General features: G+C 55.4%; 12 protein-coding genes and 1 pseudogene. 7 read left to right on the top strand and 6 right to left on the bottom strand.

Going from position 1 to position 14645, the window contains the following annotated elements; genetic code table 11:
* Window positions 1–37 precede the first annotated feature (37 nt).
* Entirely contained in the window at window positions 38–1357 is a 1320-nt protein-coding gene (locus ACQE2I_RS17680; RefSeq protein ID WP_427029299.1) for a hypothetical protein, read from the top strand.
* Between the two features lie 552 nt (window positions 1358–1909).
* Here ACQE2I_RS17680 and ACQE2I_RS17675 read toward each other — a convergent pair.
* Window positions 1910–2413: a hypothetical protein gene (locus ACQE2I_RS17675; RefSeq protein WP_427029298.1), complete on the bottom strand. Its 504-nt coding sequence runs from the start codon at window positions 2411–2413 to the stop codon at window positions 1910–1912.
* Window positions 2414–2506: 93 nt separating this feature from the next.
* On the opposite strand from ACQE2I_RS17675, the gene ACQE2I_RS17670 reads away from it, so the two are divergent.
* Window positions 2507–3868, top strand: coding sequence for an IS1380 family transposase (locus ACQE2I_RS17670; protein WP_427029296.1), 1362 nt, complete (start codon window positions 2507–2509; stop codon window positions 3866–3868).
* Window positions 3869–4232: 364 nt separating this feature from the next.
* Here the strand turns inward: ACQE2I_RS17670 and ACQE2I_RS17665 are convergent, their stop codons facing one another.
* Window positions 4233–5132: a LysR family transcriptional regulator gene (locus ACQE2I_RS17665; protein ID WP_404627568.1), complete on the bottom strand. Its 900-nt coding sequence runs from the start codon at window positions 5130–5132 to the stop codon at window positions 4233–4235.
* 121 nt (window positions 5133–5253) lie between these two features.
* Between ACQE2I_RS17665 and budA the strand changes: the two genes are divergently transcribed.
* The 4 genes from budA (at window position 5254) to lldD (ending at window position 10298) form a co-directional block, all read left to right on the top strand.
* Window positions 5254–6039 (top strand): acetolactate decarboxylase, encoded by a 786-nt coding sequence (budA, locus tag ACQE2I_RS17660; RefSeq protein ID WP_404627566.1) that lies wholly within the window; start codon window positions 5254–5256, stop codon window positions 6037–6039.
* Between the two features lie 62 nt (window positions 6040–6101).
* A complete protein-coding gene (gene alsS, locus ACQE2I_RS17655) occupies window positions 6102–7790 on the top strand; it encodes an acetolactate synthase AlsS (RefSeq protein ID WP_404627564.1) in 1689 nt (562 codons plus the stop codon).
* A 94-nt stretch (window positions 7791–7884) separates the two neighbouring features.
* Window positions 7885–9059 (top strand): IS3 family transposase gene (locus ACQE2I_RS17650; RefSeq protein ID WP_427029295.1). Its coding sequence is split into 2 segments (ribosomal slippage): window positions 7885–8140 and window positions 8140–9059, totalling 1176 coding nucleotides; the frame shifts between segments, so codons are not numbered across the junction.
* A gap of 57 nt (window positions 9060–9116) precedes the next feature.
* On the top strand, window positions 9117–10298 hold the full coding sequence (gene lldD, locus ACQE2I_RS17645; RefSeq protein ID WP_427029294.1) for an FMN-dependent L-lactate dehydrogenase LldD: 1182 nt from the start codon (window positions 9117–9119) through the stop codon (window positions 10296–10298).
* Window positions 10299–10325: 27 nt separating this feature from the next.
* Here lldD and ACQE2I_RS17640 read toward each other — a convergent pair whose 3' ends face one another.
* On the bottom strand, window positions 10326–10532 hold the full coding sequence (locus tag ACQE2I_RS17640; RefSeq protein ID WP_427029293.1) for a hypothetical protein: 207 nt from the start codon (window positions 10530–10532) through the stop codon (window positions 10326–10328).
* Window positions 10533–10596: 64 nt separating this feature from the next.
* Window positions 10597–11325, bottom strand: a pseudogene (locus tag ACQE2I_RS17635) (transposase); the annotation flags it as partial.
* Between ACQE2I_RS17635 and ACQE2I_RS17630 the strand changes: the two are divergent.
* Window positions 11299–11925 carry a hypothetical protein gene (locus tag ACQE2I_RS17630; RefSeq protein ID WP_427029292.1) on the top strand — a complete coding sequence of 209 codons (627 nt, stop codon included), beginning with the start codon at window positions 11299–11301 and terminating at the stop codon, window positions 11923–11925. The pseudogene ACQE2I_RS17635 and the gene ACQE2I_RS17630 overlap by 27 nt on opposite strands.
* Window positions 11926–11990: 65 nt before the next feature.
* Here ACQE2I_RS17630 and ACQE2I_RS17625 read toward each other — a convergent pair whose 3' ends face one another.
* Both ACQE2I_RS17625 and ACQE2I_RS17620 read right to left on the bottom strand, forming a co-directional pair.
* Window positions 11991–12770 (bottom strand): acetoin reductase, encoded by a 780-nt coding sequence (locus ACQE2I_RS17625; protein ID WP_042845147.1) that lies wholly within the window; start codon window positions 12768–12770, stop codon window positions 11991–11993.
* 292 nt (window positions 12771–13062) lie between these two features.
* Window positions 13063–14630, bottom strand: a protein-coding gene (locus ACQE2I_RS17620; RefSeq protein ID WP_427029054.1) for an IS3 family transposase whose coding sequence is annotated in 2 segments (ribosomal slippage) — window positions 13063–14165 and window positions 14165–14630 — 1569 coding nt in all. Because the reading frame shifts where the segments join, the coding sequence is not laid out codon by codon here.
* Window positions 14631–14645 lie beyond the last annotated feature (15 nt).

Raw genomic sequence — 14645 nt, 5'->3', positions numbered from 1 at the left:
TCAAATTCAGTCAGAAATTTTGCAGGCAAGGATTATCATGAGTAGACATAATGACCCTTTATTTAGTAATGCTAGCGGTAATTCCCAGCCTGCCGAACCAGGAGAAGAAGAATTAGAGTCTTGCGGGGAATCGGTTAATAACGAGCCGGAAGCCCGGAGCAAAGTCGTGACCCTCTCAGCGCCAGATGGAAAGCGTCATGCATCGCACATGATCATAGAAAACGCTGGAAATAAACCTCGAAATATCCAAAAAGAGGTCTGGCACAGAGAACAGGCCCTGAATGTTTTTCAACTATTGCTCTGCAAAAGCAATGAGCGCGAGATGTACTCCAATGTGCTAGATGTGTGGGAGTTGCTACCTCGTTTTACGGGCGAAGAATACAACATAAATAAACGGAGTAGAAAATTCCCCTCGCAGTTAAATATTAAATTTAATTTTTCGGGCCGCATGCTGCACATAGTGCAGACACCTGGCCGCTATGTAGAGAGGCGTGACGAAAAAGGGAACGAATATGTAAAGGTACGCTATCCAGGGAACACGGAGCATTTAGTTGAGCAGGCGATTATCAAGCTCGCGATACAACAGGCCTTTCTTGAAGATGAAGAAGGGGCTTCCACACCCAACTATAGCTTGAATTTCACATTGAGGAGTATCGAAAAAGAGCTGAAAAAAATGGGCGTGGCTAGGAACATCAATGACATAAAGATGGCGCTCGACGTTCTGGCAACGTCAGTAATTTCTATTAGAGACGAAACGCCTGGGCGTGCCTTTGATTATGAAGAAAAAACAACGTTCATAACCTCTCTCCGGCGGATATCGCTTTCTGATAAAGGCAGCACAAACACATCTGCAGGCGTCTATAACGCAACGCTTAACCGTATTGTTGCGCATGGAATTAACGTATTAGGCTACCGTCAGTACCGCACGGATTTTGCAAAGAAGCTTAACTACTTTGGTGCATATATTTATCGCAGAATGCTTGTTGATCAGTTGAATTTAAGCACCCAGCGAGGCTATTCATTTTTATTTTCTGAAATACAGTCCCTTACTTTCGGGCTCAATGACTCACGGATCACGAATAGCTTAAAAAGGCTTACCAAAGAGCTTGATAAAATGGTTGAGCAGGGAGTGATTAGTAGCTACATGAAAAATGACATCAAGAGCATAAGTAAGCGCTCTGGCCGCTCGGTTCTTAGTGATGCAGAAATAGAAATATTTCCATCTTCGGCAGTTATTTCAGAAATAAAGAAATCTCATCTAAAAACAGGGGTAGCTGCAGATGCCCTTGGCATGTCCATGGATAACCACAACCAGATACGTCTACAACTTCCGATGCCACCGAAACGAGAAAGCTAGGCATTGTTGCGGTTCGGCTATGCGGCAATTGGCGTTCACTCCTTTGACCTCCTCACCGCCCTGAAGTTACATATAGCACTTAAAAATGTGTAATTTGTGTGTTTTTCGCCAACAAAGCCCGCTGAACAGTGGGCGATTCCGCACAGGTGGATAGTATAAATCGTGTAGGCTGTGTCGCCGTGCTAGGCAGTCAGCGCAGGGCTATCGGTGCCTCTGTTGCCTCCTGCCAAACAAGGGGTTTTCGTGGCAGCCGTTATTACACACGATTCTACACAGTGTGTATTTTCGCCCTCCGTGGCGAAGTCACCGCCACCGCTGGCTTTCAGGCATTCACTCACTCGCTTACACACATTTTGCTATATAGAACTTCAGGACGGTGATTCCTGGTTGTCGCCTTCCAGGTTCCTGCTTCGCAGCCCGTTGCCCTTGGTGATAGCACCTCCGGTCTTACACAAGCTCCATCCAGAACTGAAACGCCTCTTAACCTAATCGTTGCTTGCCGATAGCTATCAGCAAAAACCCATCTTCCGAAGATGGGTTTTTTTATGAAGCTCACCGTGAATACTCACAATACATATCCCCTCTCACAAACTGGTCAGCCTGGACGCGAGAACGATTCCCCCTGGTAAACTGAAGACGAGTGCCGGACATCACACCGCAGCGTTCTGGGCGTCTCGACAATCCATGCTGCCTATCGCAGAAACTAACCCGATACCCGTTAAATTCAGCACTGCCCTCGGTTTGATACCGACCATCTAGGGTTCGTAGCGGCACGGATATCGGATAGTCGGGGATCAGCTCGAACAGGGAGGTATCCAGTCGTCGCCATTCTCCCGATATGTAAGCATCCCCTTCCATTAAACACTGCACACGGGTGCCATAGGGCGCGCTGGCCAGGGCCTGCTGATATTCTGCCTCTTGTGCCTCGGCTTCACGCTCTCTTGCCTCATACGCGGCCCTACGCTCTTCTGATCGGGCTTTATCGAGAGCAGCTTGCTCCTGTCGGGCGGTGAGCTTTGCTTCTGCTGGCAAAGCCTCCCATTCGGCTTTGCTCATACCTGAATCCGTGAGACCAGCCCCCAGAAATGCTTCTAACCTACTGAACTGCATGGCAATATAGCGAATATCGCCATTCACCCAGACAGTGCCATGCCCAACGTCAAGTTCCGCGCCAGTCGCCGCACCCTCACCAGCCACGCCGGGCTGTCCATCATCGGGCAATGCTTCGAGATCGCTGGCGTCGACAGCATCGACAGCCGCTTCCCCACCACGCTGGGCATGCGCACCAGTGACGTGATCAAGAGCTACCTGGGCCTGCTGTGTCTGGGCATGAGCGACTATGACGCTGTCGAGAACTTCCGCCGCGACAAGCCCTTCCAACAACTGCTGACCCTGCAGAAGGTGCCGAGCGCGGCGACGCTGCGACAGCGGCTGGAGAAACTTGCCGCCAACGACCTGCAGGCGCGCACCGCCACCTGGTCCACGACCCTGCTGTCACTGATCGAAGCACCGATCACCGCCGAGACGACGCACGTCTGCCTGGACATCGACACCTTCGTCATGGACAACAGCAACTCGAAGAAGGAAGGCGTCTCGCGGACCTACCAGAAGGTCGATGGCTACACCCCGATCGCCGCCTATCTGGGCAACGAAGGGTGGTGCCTGGGTCTGGAACTGCGGCCTGGCAAGCAGCACACCATGAAGGAGAGCAACGCCTTCCTGGAGCGGGTACTGCCTCGCGCCCAAGGCCTGACCAAGCAACCGATCCTGTTACGCGAGGACAGCGGCTTCGACAGCCAGGCGCACCTGGCGCTTCTCGAACAGCAGCGCCAGGTCTTTGCCGACGAGGGGCGCCGGCTCGACTATGTCGTCAAATGGAACCCGCGCGGCTCGGCCACGGCGGATCAGGATACCTGGTTGGCTGTGGCGGCGGACTACTGGGAAGAGCTGCGTCCTGGCAAGCGCCAGGCGCTGTGGACGCAGACCGTCTCGATCCACGACGACAACAAGACCGAATACGTCGTCCAACGCGTGATGCGCCTGGTAGAGCGCACCGCCGATCGCGATGGCCAGTTGCTGCTCGAACCGGACTATGAGTTGGAAGTCTGGTGGACCAGCCTGGACGAGGCGCCGGAGGCGGTGATCAAACGCTACCAGGCGCATGCCACCCACGAGCAATTCCACAGTGAGATCAAGACCGATCTCGACCTGGAGCGGCTGCCGTCGGGCAAGTTCGCCACCAACGATCTGATCCTGCACCTCGCCCAGCTGGCCTACAACATCCTGCGGCTGATGGGGCAGCTGGGCATGACCGGCGAGCTGAGCCCGGTGCGCCATCCCGCCAAGCGGCGCCGGATCCGCACCGTGCTACAAGAGCTGGTGCATCGTGCGGCGCTCGTGATTCACAAGGCGCGGCAGATCATCCTCGACTTCGGGCAGGACATCGGACGCATGACGGTGTTGAACACCTTGCGAAGCCGCCTGCGCTATCCCCGAGGCACGCCATGCTGATCGTCTGTCGGACAAAGGCACCACGCAGAGAGCTGACGGTCATCGGCAGCCAGTATCAGCGTGCCCGGCGGGTAGAAATGCCTGTCAAAATGGGCTGCTCTCGTCGGTCAGCGTCGCCATGGTTGGTCCTCCCCGGTATGCGTTCAGCGGTTGAGACGGAATCGGCGGTCAGAAAATGCTCGCTGGCGGTGATAGGGGAAGTGTCGGCGCTGGCTTCACGGAATCAGGAAAGTAGTGTAGGTGCACATAAATCGAGGCGTGAGGAAGTAGTTGTCAGATTAATCGTCAGCACCGCAAGGACCCCCGTTTATTATATGGCATGCCATGCATGGTGGAATGTCCAGTATAAGGAGGAGTCCTTCACCTAACTACCCTTGCCCGCAGAGAATTCCGTCCTTACGACCTCGCGCAAATTGCGCACCGCCGGAGAAAGATCGCCCTTGCGTGTGGCCAGCACGATACTGATGGACGGCGAATATTCCTTGAGCCGTGCATATTTCACTCCTTCACTGCGCACCTGACACACCGATTCAGGAATCAGGCTGATCCCGAAACCACTGGCGACCAGGTTGGGGCATGAAGATACCTGGGGAGCCTGCTGGCTTAGCAGGGGCTCACTGCCGAAATGGCGGAATACCCCCAGGATCACTTCATAGAGTGCCGGACTGGTCCAGGCAGGGGCAAGGATCAACGGCTCCCCGATGACATCAATCGGACAGATTTCAGGCTGCCCCGCCAGCGGATGTTCCGCCGGCAGCACCAGTCGCAGTTCTTCATTGGCAACCGTCATGAAATCCAGCTCACTGTTCTCACCGGGCAAGCGCACGAAGGCTGCATCCAGGCGACTGTCGTGCAGGGCCTTGATGTGTGAAGGCGAATCACTTTCATGGGGCGCCAGCTCAACCTGGGGATATTGGCTCCTGAAGGCCCGCAGTGTTTTCGCCACACTGGAATGAAATACCGATGACGAGGCAAAGCCCAACCGAATGCGTCCACTGATCCCCCGCGCCGCACGCTGGGCATTCACCAACGCAGATTCAGCGGCATCCATGACGTGCTGGGCATCGATCTGCAGGCGCTTGCCTGCTTCAGTCAATTCAACCCCACGGCTCAAGCGATGGAAAAGCGGAGCCCCTATCTCCCCTTCCAACTTGCGTATCTGCTGGCTCAAGGGCGGCTGAGCAATGCCCAGGTGCTCGGCGGCACGGGTGAAATGCAACGTATCAGCCACGGCCAGGAAATATTTGAGCTGCCGGATATCCATATTTTTTTCGTCTTAATTCAGCATGTGTAATATATTGGACTAATAGATAGCTCGTTCTCATACTAGATACAAGTTCAACTTTAGACGTATACCACCTATACATTGCTTGCCGGAGGATGTCATGGCTCATGCCACCTGTGATTGTGCCGAACAAATCGCCAAGGCCTATTTGGCGCACAACGGCCACCCTGCTCCTGATGATAATCTGGAAATCTTCCAGACATCGTTGATGAGCGGTCTGATTGCCGGTGTTTACGAAAGTGAAATGACCCTTGGCGAACTGTTCTCCCACGGTGATTTCGGTCTGGGTACCTTCAATGACCTGGATGGTGAATTGATCGCTTTCGACAAGGAAGCACACCAGCTGCGTTCCGATGGTTCAGCCAGCCCGACAACGCCAGATCAGAAAACCCCCTTCGCGGTTGTGACCGAGTTCAAGCCAAGCGTCAGCATTGAACTCGAAGAAGGCATGGACAGTGCTCAGATCGAAACCCTGATCGATCGCATTGCGCCTTCCGATAACCACTTCTGCACTATCCGCATCGATGGTGAGTTCGAGCTGGTCAGCACACGTACCGTGCCACGTCAGGAACGCCCGTACAAACCTATGCTGGAAGCCATTGCCGAACAGCCCACCTTCGATTTCAAGGAAAGCCGGGGCACCATGGCAGGCTTCCGCACGCCCTCCTACCTGCAAGGGGTCAATGTGGCAGGCTACCACATCCACTACATCACCGATGAGCGTGATGGTGGTGGCCACGTCCTCGAATACAAGGTCAAGCACGGCACCTTGCAACTGGGGGTGATCCGCAACATGAAAATCGACCTGCCCAAGACCGATGACTTCATGCAGGCCGACCTGAATCCTGCTGATATCGATGAAGCCATCCGCCAGGCCGAAGCCTGATCAATCGTTTTTATCTTGTCGGCGCTGCGGCGCCACTTATTCATTTATTAAGCGAGTAACTCATGTCTACCCACGATAAAAGCCGCTCAAGCGGCGCAGATCTTGTCGTCAAAAATCTGGAAGCCCACGGCGTAAAATGGGTCTTTGGGATTCCCGGCGCCAAGGTTGACCGTGTCTTCGATGCACTTGAAGACTCCTCCATCCAGACCGTCGTCGTTCGTCATGAAGACAACGCCGCCTTCATGGCCGGTGCCATCGGCCGTTTGACCGGCAAGGCAGGGGTTGCCCTGGTGACCTCTGGCCCTGGCTGCACCAACCTGACAACCGGCTTGTTGACGGCCAACACCGAAGCCGATCCCATGCTGGCCCTTGGCGGTGTAGTACCACTGTCGGACCGTCTGAAACAGGTTCACCAGACCCTGGATACTGTCAGCCTGTTCAAGCCGGTTACCAAGTTCAGTGCTGAAATCACGTCGCCCACTGCCATTTCAGAGGGTGTGACCAATGCCCTGCGTGCTGCCGTCAGCGATCGCCCCGGCGCCAGCTTCCTGGCACTGCCACAGGACATCATGAATACCGAGGTCGGCAGCGAAGAAGGTGTGCTGGTATCCGGCAAGATCCCGCGCATGGGTGCCGCCAACAATGCCGGCCTCGAACAGGCTGCTGAATTGATCAACAATGCCCGCCAGCCAGTGGTATTGCTGGGCATGCAGTCCAGTGAACCACGTAATGTGGAAGCCCTGCGTGCGCTGTTGAACAAGTGCACGCTGCCGGTTACCGGCACTTTCCAGGCCGCAGGCGCCATCGACATGCCTAACCTCGACCTGTTCGCCGGTCGCGTTGGCCTGTGGCCGAACCAGCCGGGCGATGCCCTGTTGAAGAATGCCGATGTGGTCATTACCGTCGGCTATAACCCCGCCGAGCACGAACCCTTCAAATGGAATGCCAACGAGCACAAGGTCATTCACCTTGATTCCATCCAGGCTGAAATCGACAACTACTACAATCCGGACGTTGAACTCCGCGGTGATATTGCCGAAAGCCTGGAAAGCCTGGCAGCCAAGCTTGATGAGCGTGAGGTAGAGGGTGAATCGCGCACCATCCTTGAAAGCGTCGCCAGGGAACGCAAGGAACTCGCCGCCCTGGCACCGACCCTGGATAATGGCAAGGCCGTTCATCCGCTGCGCATCGTGCACGAACTGCAGCATCTGGTCGATGAAAAGGTCACCATGTGTGTGGACATGGGCAGCTTCCATATCTGGATTGCCCGTTACCTGACCAGCTTCCGTGCGCGTCAGTTGCTGATATCCAATGGTCAGCAGACCATGGGCGTCGCCCTGCCCTGGGCCATTGCAGCGGCGCTCGAACGTCCCGATGAAAAAATCATCTCGGTATCCGGCGATGGCAGCTTCATGCAATCCAGCATGGAACTGGAAACCGCAGTACGCCTCGACTTGAACATCATGCACGTCATCTGGATCGACAACCATTACAACATGGTTCAAATCCAGGAAGATCAGAAATATGGCCGTGGCTCGGGCGTTGAATTTGGCTCGATCGACTTCAAGGCCTACGCTGAATCAATGGGTGCCAAAGGTTTTGCCGTTCAAAGCCCCGATCAGTTGCACGACACCCTGACACAGGCCATGGCTACTCAGGGCCCCTCTGTTGTCGCCATTCCGGTTGACTACAAGGACAACCCGAAACTGATGGCCGAAAAAGGCTGGATGAGCGATCTGGTGAAACAGTAACGGGTCTTGTTGGTCGCCAACTGTAGTGGCACAGTGAATCTGGCCACCTGACTTTGAGTGTATGATGGCTCACAGAGACAATCAGGTGCAGATGATGACGAAGAAAAGAACGTTTAGCCCGGAATTTCGCTTGGAAGCGGCCCAGCTCGTGGTCGACCAGGGCTACACGCTGAAGGCGGCGTGTGAGGCCATGGGGGTTGGCAAATCCACCATGGAGTATTGGGTTCGCAGGCTTCGCGCTGAGCGGGCAGGCAAGGCGCCGCTGAAAGGTGAGGCTCTGACGCCGGAACAGCGTGAGATCCAGGAACTGAAGCGCAAGCTGCGGCGAGTGGAAGAAGAGAAGGCAATATTAAAAAAGGCTACCGCTCTCTTGATGTCGGACTCCCTGAGCAATTCTCGATAATCGAGCGACTTGAAGAGAGCTACGCGGTGCAGCACTTGTGTCAGGTGTTTGGGGTGCATCGCAGTAGCTACCGGGCTTGGCGTAGTCGGGATAGAAGACCTTGTGAGACTGAGCAGAAGCTGCTGGATCAGGTTGTCGAGGCGCATACCGTCAGTAACGGCTCTGCCGGCGCTCGCAGCATTGCAAAAATGGTCACGCAGGCAGGAATACAGTTGAGTCGTTATCGGGCCAGCAGGCGGATGAAGCAGCTGGGGCTGATGAGTTCGCAGCCGCCGAGGCACGCCTACAAGAAGGCTGATCAGCCATACCTGGATATACCGAATGTTCTTGATCGGGAGTTCGATGTAAAGAAGCCCAATCAGGTATGGACCGGCGACATCACCTATATTTGGACAGGGGCACGCTGGGCTTATCTGGCAGTGGTCATCGACTTGTATGCTCGTAAACCCGTGGGGTGGGCATTGTCCCTATCGCCGAACACGGAGCTGGTAAAGAAAGCGCTGACCATGGCCTACGAATCGCGTGGAGAGCCACGGAATATCCTGTTTCATTCGGATCAGGGTTGCCAGTACACCAGCCGGGCATTCCGGCAGATGCTCTGGCGCTACCGAATGACACTGAGTCTCAGTCGCCGTGGCAATTGCTGGGACAATGCCCCAACAGAGCGCTTCTTCAGAAGCCTGAAAACGGAGTGGATACCAGAGATCGGCTATCCCGATGTTGCTGCGGCGAAGCGATCTGTCACTGATTATATGATCGGTTACTACAGCAGCCTCCGCCCGCACAAGCATAACGATGGGATACCGCCGAATTTGGCAGAAAAGAACTACTGGAATGCTCAAAGCTCGGTGGCCAAAAACACTTGACCACTACAAACATCCTGTTCAGTATCGAATGTTCAACATCCACATAGGACGTGATCAATGATTATTTCAAGCCCGACAGATTATCGGGAAGCGGCACGGCGCCGGCTGCCACGCTTCCTGTTCGACTATATCGATGGTGCCGCCGTCACCGAGGGCACCATGCACAGCAACGTGGAAGCCCTTCAATCCATCGCCCTGCGCCAGCGTGTCCTGCAGGGCGGCGGTGACCCCGACCTGTCCTCCACCATCCTCGGCACCGATTGGAAACTTCCCATCGCGTTGGGTCCGGTAGGTGCTACCGGCATGTATGCCCGGCGTGGTGAAGTCCAGGCGGCCCGTGCAGCCGAACAGGCTGGTATCCCCTACACCCTGTCAACGGTAGGCGTTTGCCCGATCGAAGAAGTGGCGGCCGGTGCCAGTGGTGAACTGTGGTCACAGCTGTACGTCCTCAAGGACCATGGCTACATGAAGAACTCCCTTGATCGTGCCTGGGAAAATGGCATGAAGACGCTGGTGTTCACAGTCGACATGCCGTTGCCGGGCTCACGCTATCGTGACCGCCATTCCGGCATGTCAGGCCCCAATGCCAGCATTCGCCAGTACCTGCAGGCCTGCACCCATCCTCACTGGGCCATCGATGTGGGCCTTAAAGGGCGCCCCCTTTCGTTCGGGAACATCGAAAAGTACACGGGTCACACCATGACCATGGATGACTACATGGGCTTTTTGAGCAAGAACTTTGACCCATCCATTGCCTGGCACGATCTGGAGTGGATTCGCGAAAGCTGGAAAGGCAACCTGGTCATCAAAGGTATTCTTGAGGAAGAAGATGCGCGTGAAGCCGTGCGCATGGGTGCCGATGGCATCATCGTATCGAACCACGGTGGTCGTCAGCTGGATGGGGCCAAACCCACCGCGCGTGCCTTGCCTGACATTGCTGCCACAGTAGGCGATGACCTGACCGTGCTAGCCGATTCCGGTATCCGCTCGGGCCTGGACGTTGTACGCATGATGGCACTGGGTGCCAAGGGTGTGCTGTTGGGCCGTTCATACATCTACGCATTGGCTGCCGAAGGCCAGGCCGGGGTTGAGAACCTGCTCAAGCTGATTGAAGCCGACATGAAAGTGACCATGTGCTTGATTGGCGCCAACTCCTGTTCCGATATCACCTCTGAACGCCTTGAGAAAGGGCTGCATCAGGTGGTTGAAGAAAGCCAGCACCTGACCACAGGACAATAATCCTTTCCTTGTCTGGCTTATATGTTCCTACTGATTCAACAGCACAATGGCGCCGATCACCATGGCGATGCCCAGCACTCCCGAGTATAGGAAGAACAAACGGCCTCTGTCGAGTATCGAACTGTAGCCGAAGCCTTGTTGGCGGTCGAGTTTCGAGGGTTCGTCAGGCCATGTGGGCCTGGCGTGCGACGCAGAGCAGGCGGTTTCGGCCCTGGGTGTCGTGCCAAGGGGCATTTTCCTGACATCAAGACGAAGGCAACCCTGCCGCCCAGCTTGGCATGGTGTTCCCTGAAGGTCGTCAATGCAGGGCCGGAACCATCTTCTGCTTCGGCGGGGCACGCACTGCCGGCCGGTGGTAAGCCTCAGGCATCGCGCCCTGATCCTCCAGGTGGTCGAGGATCTTCCTGATGGCTACCGGGTCTTCGATGGCGGCAACGATCTTGACTGCGCCGCGGCACGCCTCGCACGTCTGAACATCGATATCGAACACACGCTTCAGTCGTTTGGCCCATGTCATGGCGGCGTGCTTCTCGGCTGGCGTTGGATCTACAGATTCGGTCGCAGGCCTCGGGCGCCCCTTGCCTCGCTTGGCCGGCGTGACCCGCGCCCGCCAGTTGCTGTTCGGGGCAAACACGCCGTGGAAGCGCGTCAGATTGACCCGTGGCCGCGGCACCAGGGCGGCCAGGCGCGCCAGAAAGTCGTGCGGCTCGAAGAACACATGTGTGGTTCCGTCTCGATACGGCGTCTTGAGCTGGTAGCGCACCAGGCCGCTGCTGGTCAGTGACAGACGCTTTTCTGATACGGCAGGCCGACTGATGTAACGACATAGCCGCTCCAGCTTGTCCCGCTGATCCACGCGCGCCGCCACGCCAGCGTGCAGCGAGAAGCCGTTGACTTGGCCCGCTTGTTCACCCAACGGGGGATCGGCCGCCGGCAGGGTCTGCAACGTCATCACCTTGCGTCCGGCGTTGGGCCCCACCGCAATACGATAGGTAATCGAATGCCCCACCACGTTGCTCATGGGGTCTTGCAATCTATTGATACCTTTTCTGTAATTGGCTTTTCCCAAGGTGCGGTCTTTGCGATGGCCATTGCCTATTATTGCCAGCCAAATTCACTGTCTATTGTTTCTGGGCAAGACCAATTTGAATACCCAGATACTCGCGCAAAATTAACGGCCGATGTTGTGAATATGCAGGAACAAGCGCTTAATACGCCTGATAATTTATCCGATTGGCTACTTAAGAATGTAACAGGAGAGTGGCTATTAGCTTTTATCCTCAATTGCAGTGCAGAAATAGACCAGCAACTGTACAATGAAGAACAATTTCTTGCAGCCTATACAAGTTGTATTCAGCGCGCTTTTGCTCAAGGTAACCAAGGATATGTACAAGACTTATTAATCACCTTGCAAGAATGGGGCTTTACCCCTGAAAATATTCAATGTCCTACCTCCTTATGGTACGGCGAGTTGGATATGAGCACAGTACATTCCCCTGATTTTGGTGAAGTGTTGGCCAGCCGTTTTTTTAACTGCAACCGCTACTTATATCCTCAAGAAGGCGGTTCATTGCTTTGGACACAAGCAGACGCTATTTTAACTAATATTAAGAAGCAAGCCGCTTAATGAAAAAAGCCGCGCTGAATAAATCAACGCGGCTATCAGTTCAATTTTGATATCACATATGTGAATTAGCGATAAACAATCCCGCCATCAGTCAAAATTGATTGACCTGTAATATAATCAGAGTCATCGCTGGCTAAGAATGCCACTAAACCTGCTACATCATCAGGGGTTTGAGCACGACCCAGTGCGATACCCTCAACATATTTTTTGTAGGTTTCGCCTTTTGGTGCCCCAGTGATTTCTGCAAAGCGTTCGTCAATCTCAACCCACATATCTGTACCCACAATACCTGGGCAATATGCATTCACCGTAATACCTGAACTTGCATATTCTTTTGCCGCCGTTTGAGTTAACGCACGAACCGCAAATTTAGTTGCTGAGTACACACCTAACATAGCGAAACCATCGTGGCCTGCAATCGAGGAAGCATTGATGATTTTACCTTTATGCTTACGCTCTTTGAATTTCTCGCTAGCCGCTTGGATGCCCCACATAGTGCCATCTACGTTAATTTTGAAGATTAAATCCATATCTTCTTGGCGAACATCAGCGATTGGCTTAACTTGAGCAATCCCTGCATTGTTGATCATTACATCGAAACCACCTAACTCTGCTTCTGCATGAGCTACCGCAGCAAATACTTGGTCACGTTGACTGATATCTGCGGCAAATGTTGTCACTTTACGACCTAAGGCTGCAATTTCTTTTGCAACATCTTCAAGTTTATCTTTTTTCAAATCCACCAGTGCGATATTGGCACCTTCTTTTGCTAAGCGTAATGCAATACCGCGACCAATTCCTTGTGCCGCACCAGTAACTAAAATGACTTTATTATTTAACGCCATACTGTTCTCCTACTGAATAATAGTCAAAATGACTAGTCCACCATTAACAATAAGTTAGCAATAATAACAATAACCTGAATCCGTGAGACCAGCCCCCAGAAATGCTTCTAACCTACTGAACTGCATGGCAATATAGCGAATATCGCCATTCACCCAGACAGTGCCATGCCCAACGTCAAGTTCCGCGCCAGTCGCCGCACCCTCACCAGCCACGCCGGGCTGTCCATCATCGGGCAATGCTTCGAGATCGCTGGCCGGTAGTTGTCAAGAAATCTGTCGCCTCTGAGATCATTCAGGCCACCTGTTTTTCCGGTTCAGCGACGGTGACCTGGAGCTCCCGCTCCGGGTTAAGAGATACGGTGCCAATCGGCGTCCAATTGCGGGTCTTGCCGCTCCAACGAGCGGGGTTGGCCGCACGCGCTGCCTGATTGATGGCATGCCGCTTTGCCAGCACGCTAGTATCCTCGCCAGCATGTCGCTGTGCCGGTGTCACCAGGCGGATCCCGCTGTGGCGATGCTCGTGGTTGTACCACTGCACGAAGCTGGCCACCCACTCACGGGCGTCGTCGACCGTGGCGAACCCATCAACTGGGTAGCAAGGCCGGTATTTACAGGTGCGAAACAGCGCCTCCGAGTAGGGGTTATCATTGGAGACCCGCGGCCGGCTGAACGATGGCGTGATGCCAAGGTCATGCAGCTTCTCCAGCAGCGTCGCACCCTTGAAGGGGCTGCCGTTGTCCGCATGCAACACCAGCGGCTGATCGATGATCTGCTCGGCCAGCACCGCCCGCTCCAGCACGGTACGGGAGTTGTGGGCCGACTCGGCCAGGAACACTTCCCAGCCGGTGATCTTGCGGCTATAGATGTCGAGCAGCATCACCAGGTAGTAGTACTGCCCCTTGATCGGACCGCCCATCCATGTGCAATCCCACGACCACACCTGGTTCGGCGCGGTGGCCTGGTAGGTCGTGGGCTTGGCGCGGCGCTGAGGTACTTTGGCGCGGCCACGATGCACCACTTCTCGGTGCTTGTGCAGGACGCGGTAGAACGACGAGGGGGATGCCACGTAGCGCTGCTCTTCGTCGAACAGGCGCACCACGATCTGCTCTGGCGGCAGGCTCGCGTACTCGGGGCGGTGGCACACGTCGAGAATCTCCTGCTCTTCGGCCGGTGTCAGCGCGTTAGCCGGCACCGGCCGGTCGACCAAAGGGCGCTGGTCCTCGCGTAGCTCGCCGTCGCGCGTCCAGCGCTGGTATGTTCTGGCGGTGATGCCGAGTTCGCGGCAGGCGGCGTCCAGGCGGGCCCCCTGGGCCCGGGCGTCTTCGATCAGCGCGATGGCGCGTTGGCGATCTGGGGTGCTGATCATGCGTCCTCGTCCCCCCAGATCGCCCTCGCCTTTTTTCTGAGGGCCAGTAACGCCGCGGTTTCTGCCAGGGCCTCGTTCTTGCGGGCGAGCTCCTTCTCCAGCGCCTTGATGCGCTTGCGTTGCTGCTTGGCCTCGTCGGCCTCACGTTGGCGTTCTGACTGGGAGAGGCTGGCGGCTTGCTCGCAGTCGTGGCGCCACCGCTCCAGCTGCTCGGGATAGATGCCCCGGCGGCGGCAGTATTCCGCAGCCTCCTGGACGTTCATCGAGGCGGTCTCAAGCACGGCGTTGAACTTGTCCTTGGACGACCAGCCATCGGCGCCCTTGCCCAGAGCATCCGGCAGGCACCGCCCCTCAGCGCGGGCTTCCTTGCGCCACTTGTAGACGGTGCCCAGCGAGATCCCTTCCTGCTCCGCGATCACCTTCGGGGAGAGGTTGTGGGGAGGCAGCAGCTTGGTCACTACGGCTTGCCGGCGCTCCTCAGAGTAACGAGGCATGAGTGTCTCCTTTCG

Origin of the sequence: Halomonas sp. H2 (genome assembly GCF_050215315.1) — a bacterium.
Taxonomy (GTDB): Bacteria; Pseudomonadota; Gammaproteobacteria; order Pseudomonadales; family Halomonadaceae; genus Vreelandella.
This window is presented reverse-complemented; position numbering and strand designations above follow the sequence as displayed.

Coding starts and splice junctions, on each gene's coding strand:
- ACQE2I_RS17630 (WP_427029292.1), top strand. CDS start 11,299: ATGCCCCACCACGTTGCTCATGGGGTCTTGCAATCTATTGATACCTTT.
- ACQE2I_RS17680 (WP_427029299.1), top strand. CDS start 38: ATGAGTAGACATAATGACCCTTTATTTAGTAATGCTAGCGGTAATTCC.
- ACQE2I_RS17640 (WP_427029293.1), bottom strand. CDS start 10,532: ATGCCCCTTGGCACGACACCCAGGGCCGAAACCGCCTGCTCTGCGTCG.
- lldD (WP_427029294.1), top strand. CDS start 9,117: ATGATTATTTCAAGCCCGACAGATTATCGGGAAGCGGCACGGCGCCGG.
- ACQE2I_RS17670 (WP_427029296.1), top strand. CDS start 2,507: ATGCCCAACGTCAAGTTCCGCGCCAGTCGCCGCACCCTCACCAGCCAC.
- ACQE2I_RS17665 (WP_404627568.1), bottom strand. CDS start 5,132: ATGGATATCCGGCAGCTCAAATATTTCCTGGCCGTGGCTGATACGTTG.
- ACQE2I_RS17675 (WP_427029298.1), bottom strand. CDS start 2,413: ATGAGCAAAGCCGAATGGGAGGCTTTGCCAGCAGAAGCAAAGCTCACC.
- alsS (WP_404627564.1), top strand. CDS start 6,102: ATGTCTACCCACGATAAAAGCCGCTCAAGCGGCGCAGATCTTGTCGTC.
- budA (WP_404627566.1), top strand. CDS start 5,254: ATGGCTCATGCCACCTGTGATTGTGCCGAACAAATCGCCAAGGCCTAT.
- ACQE2I_RS17625 (WP_042845147.1), bottom strand. CDS start 12,770: ATGGCGTTAAATAATAAAGTCATTTTAGTTACTGGTGCGGCACAAGGA.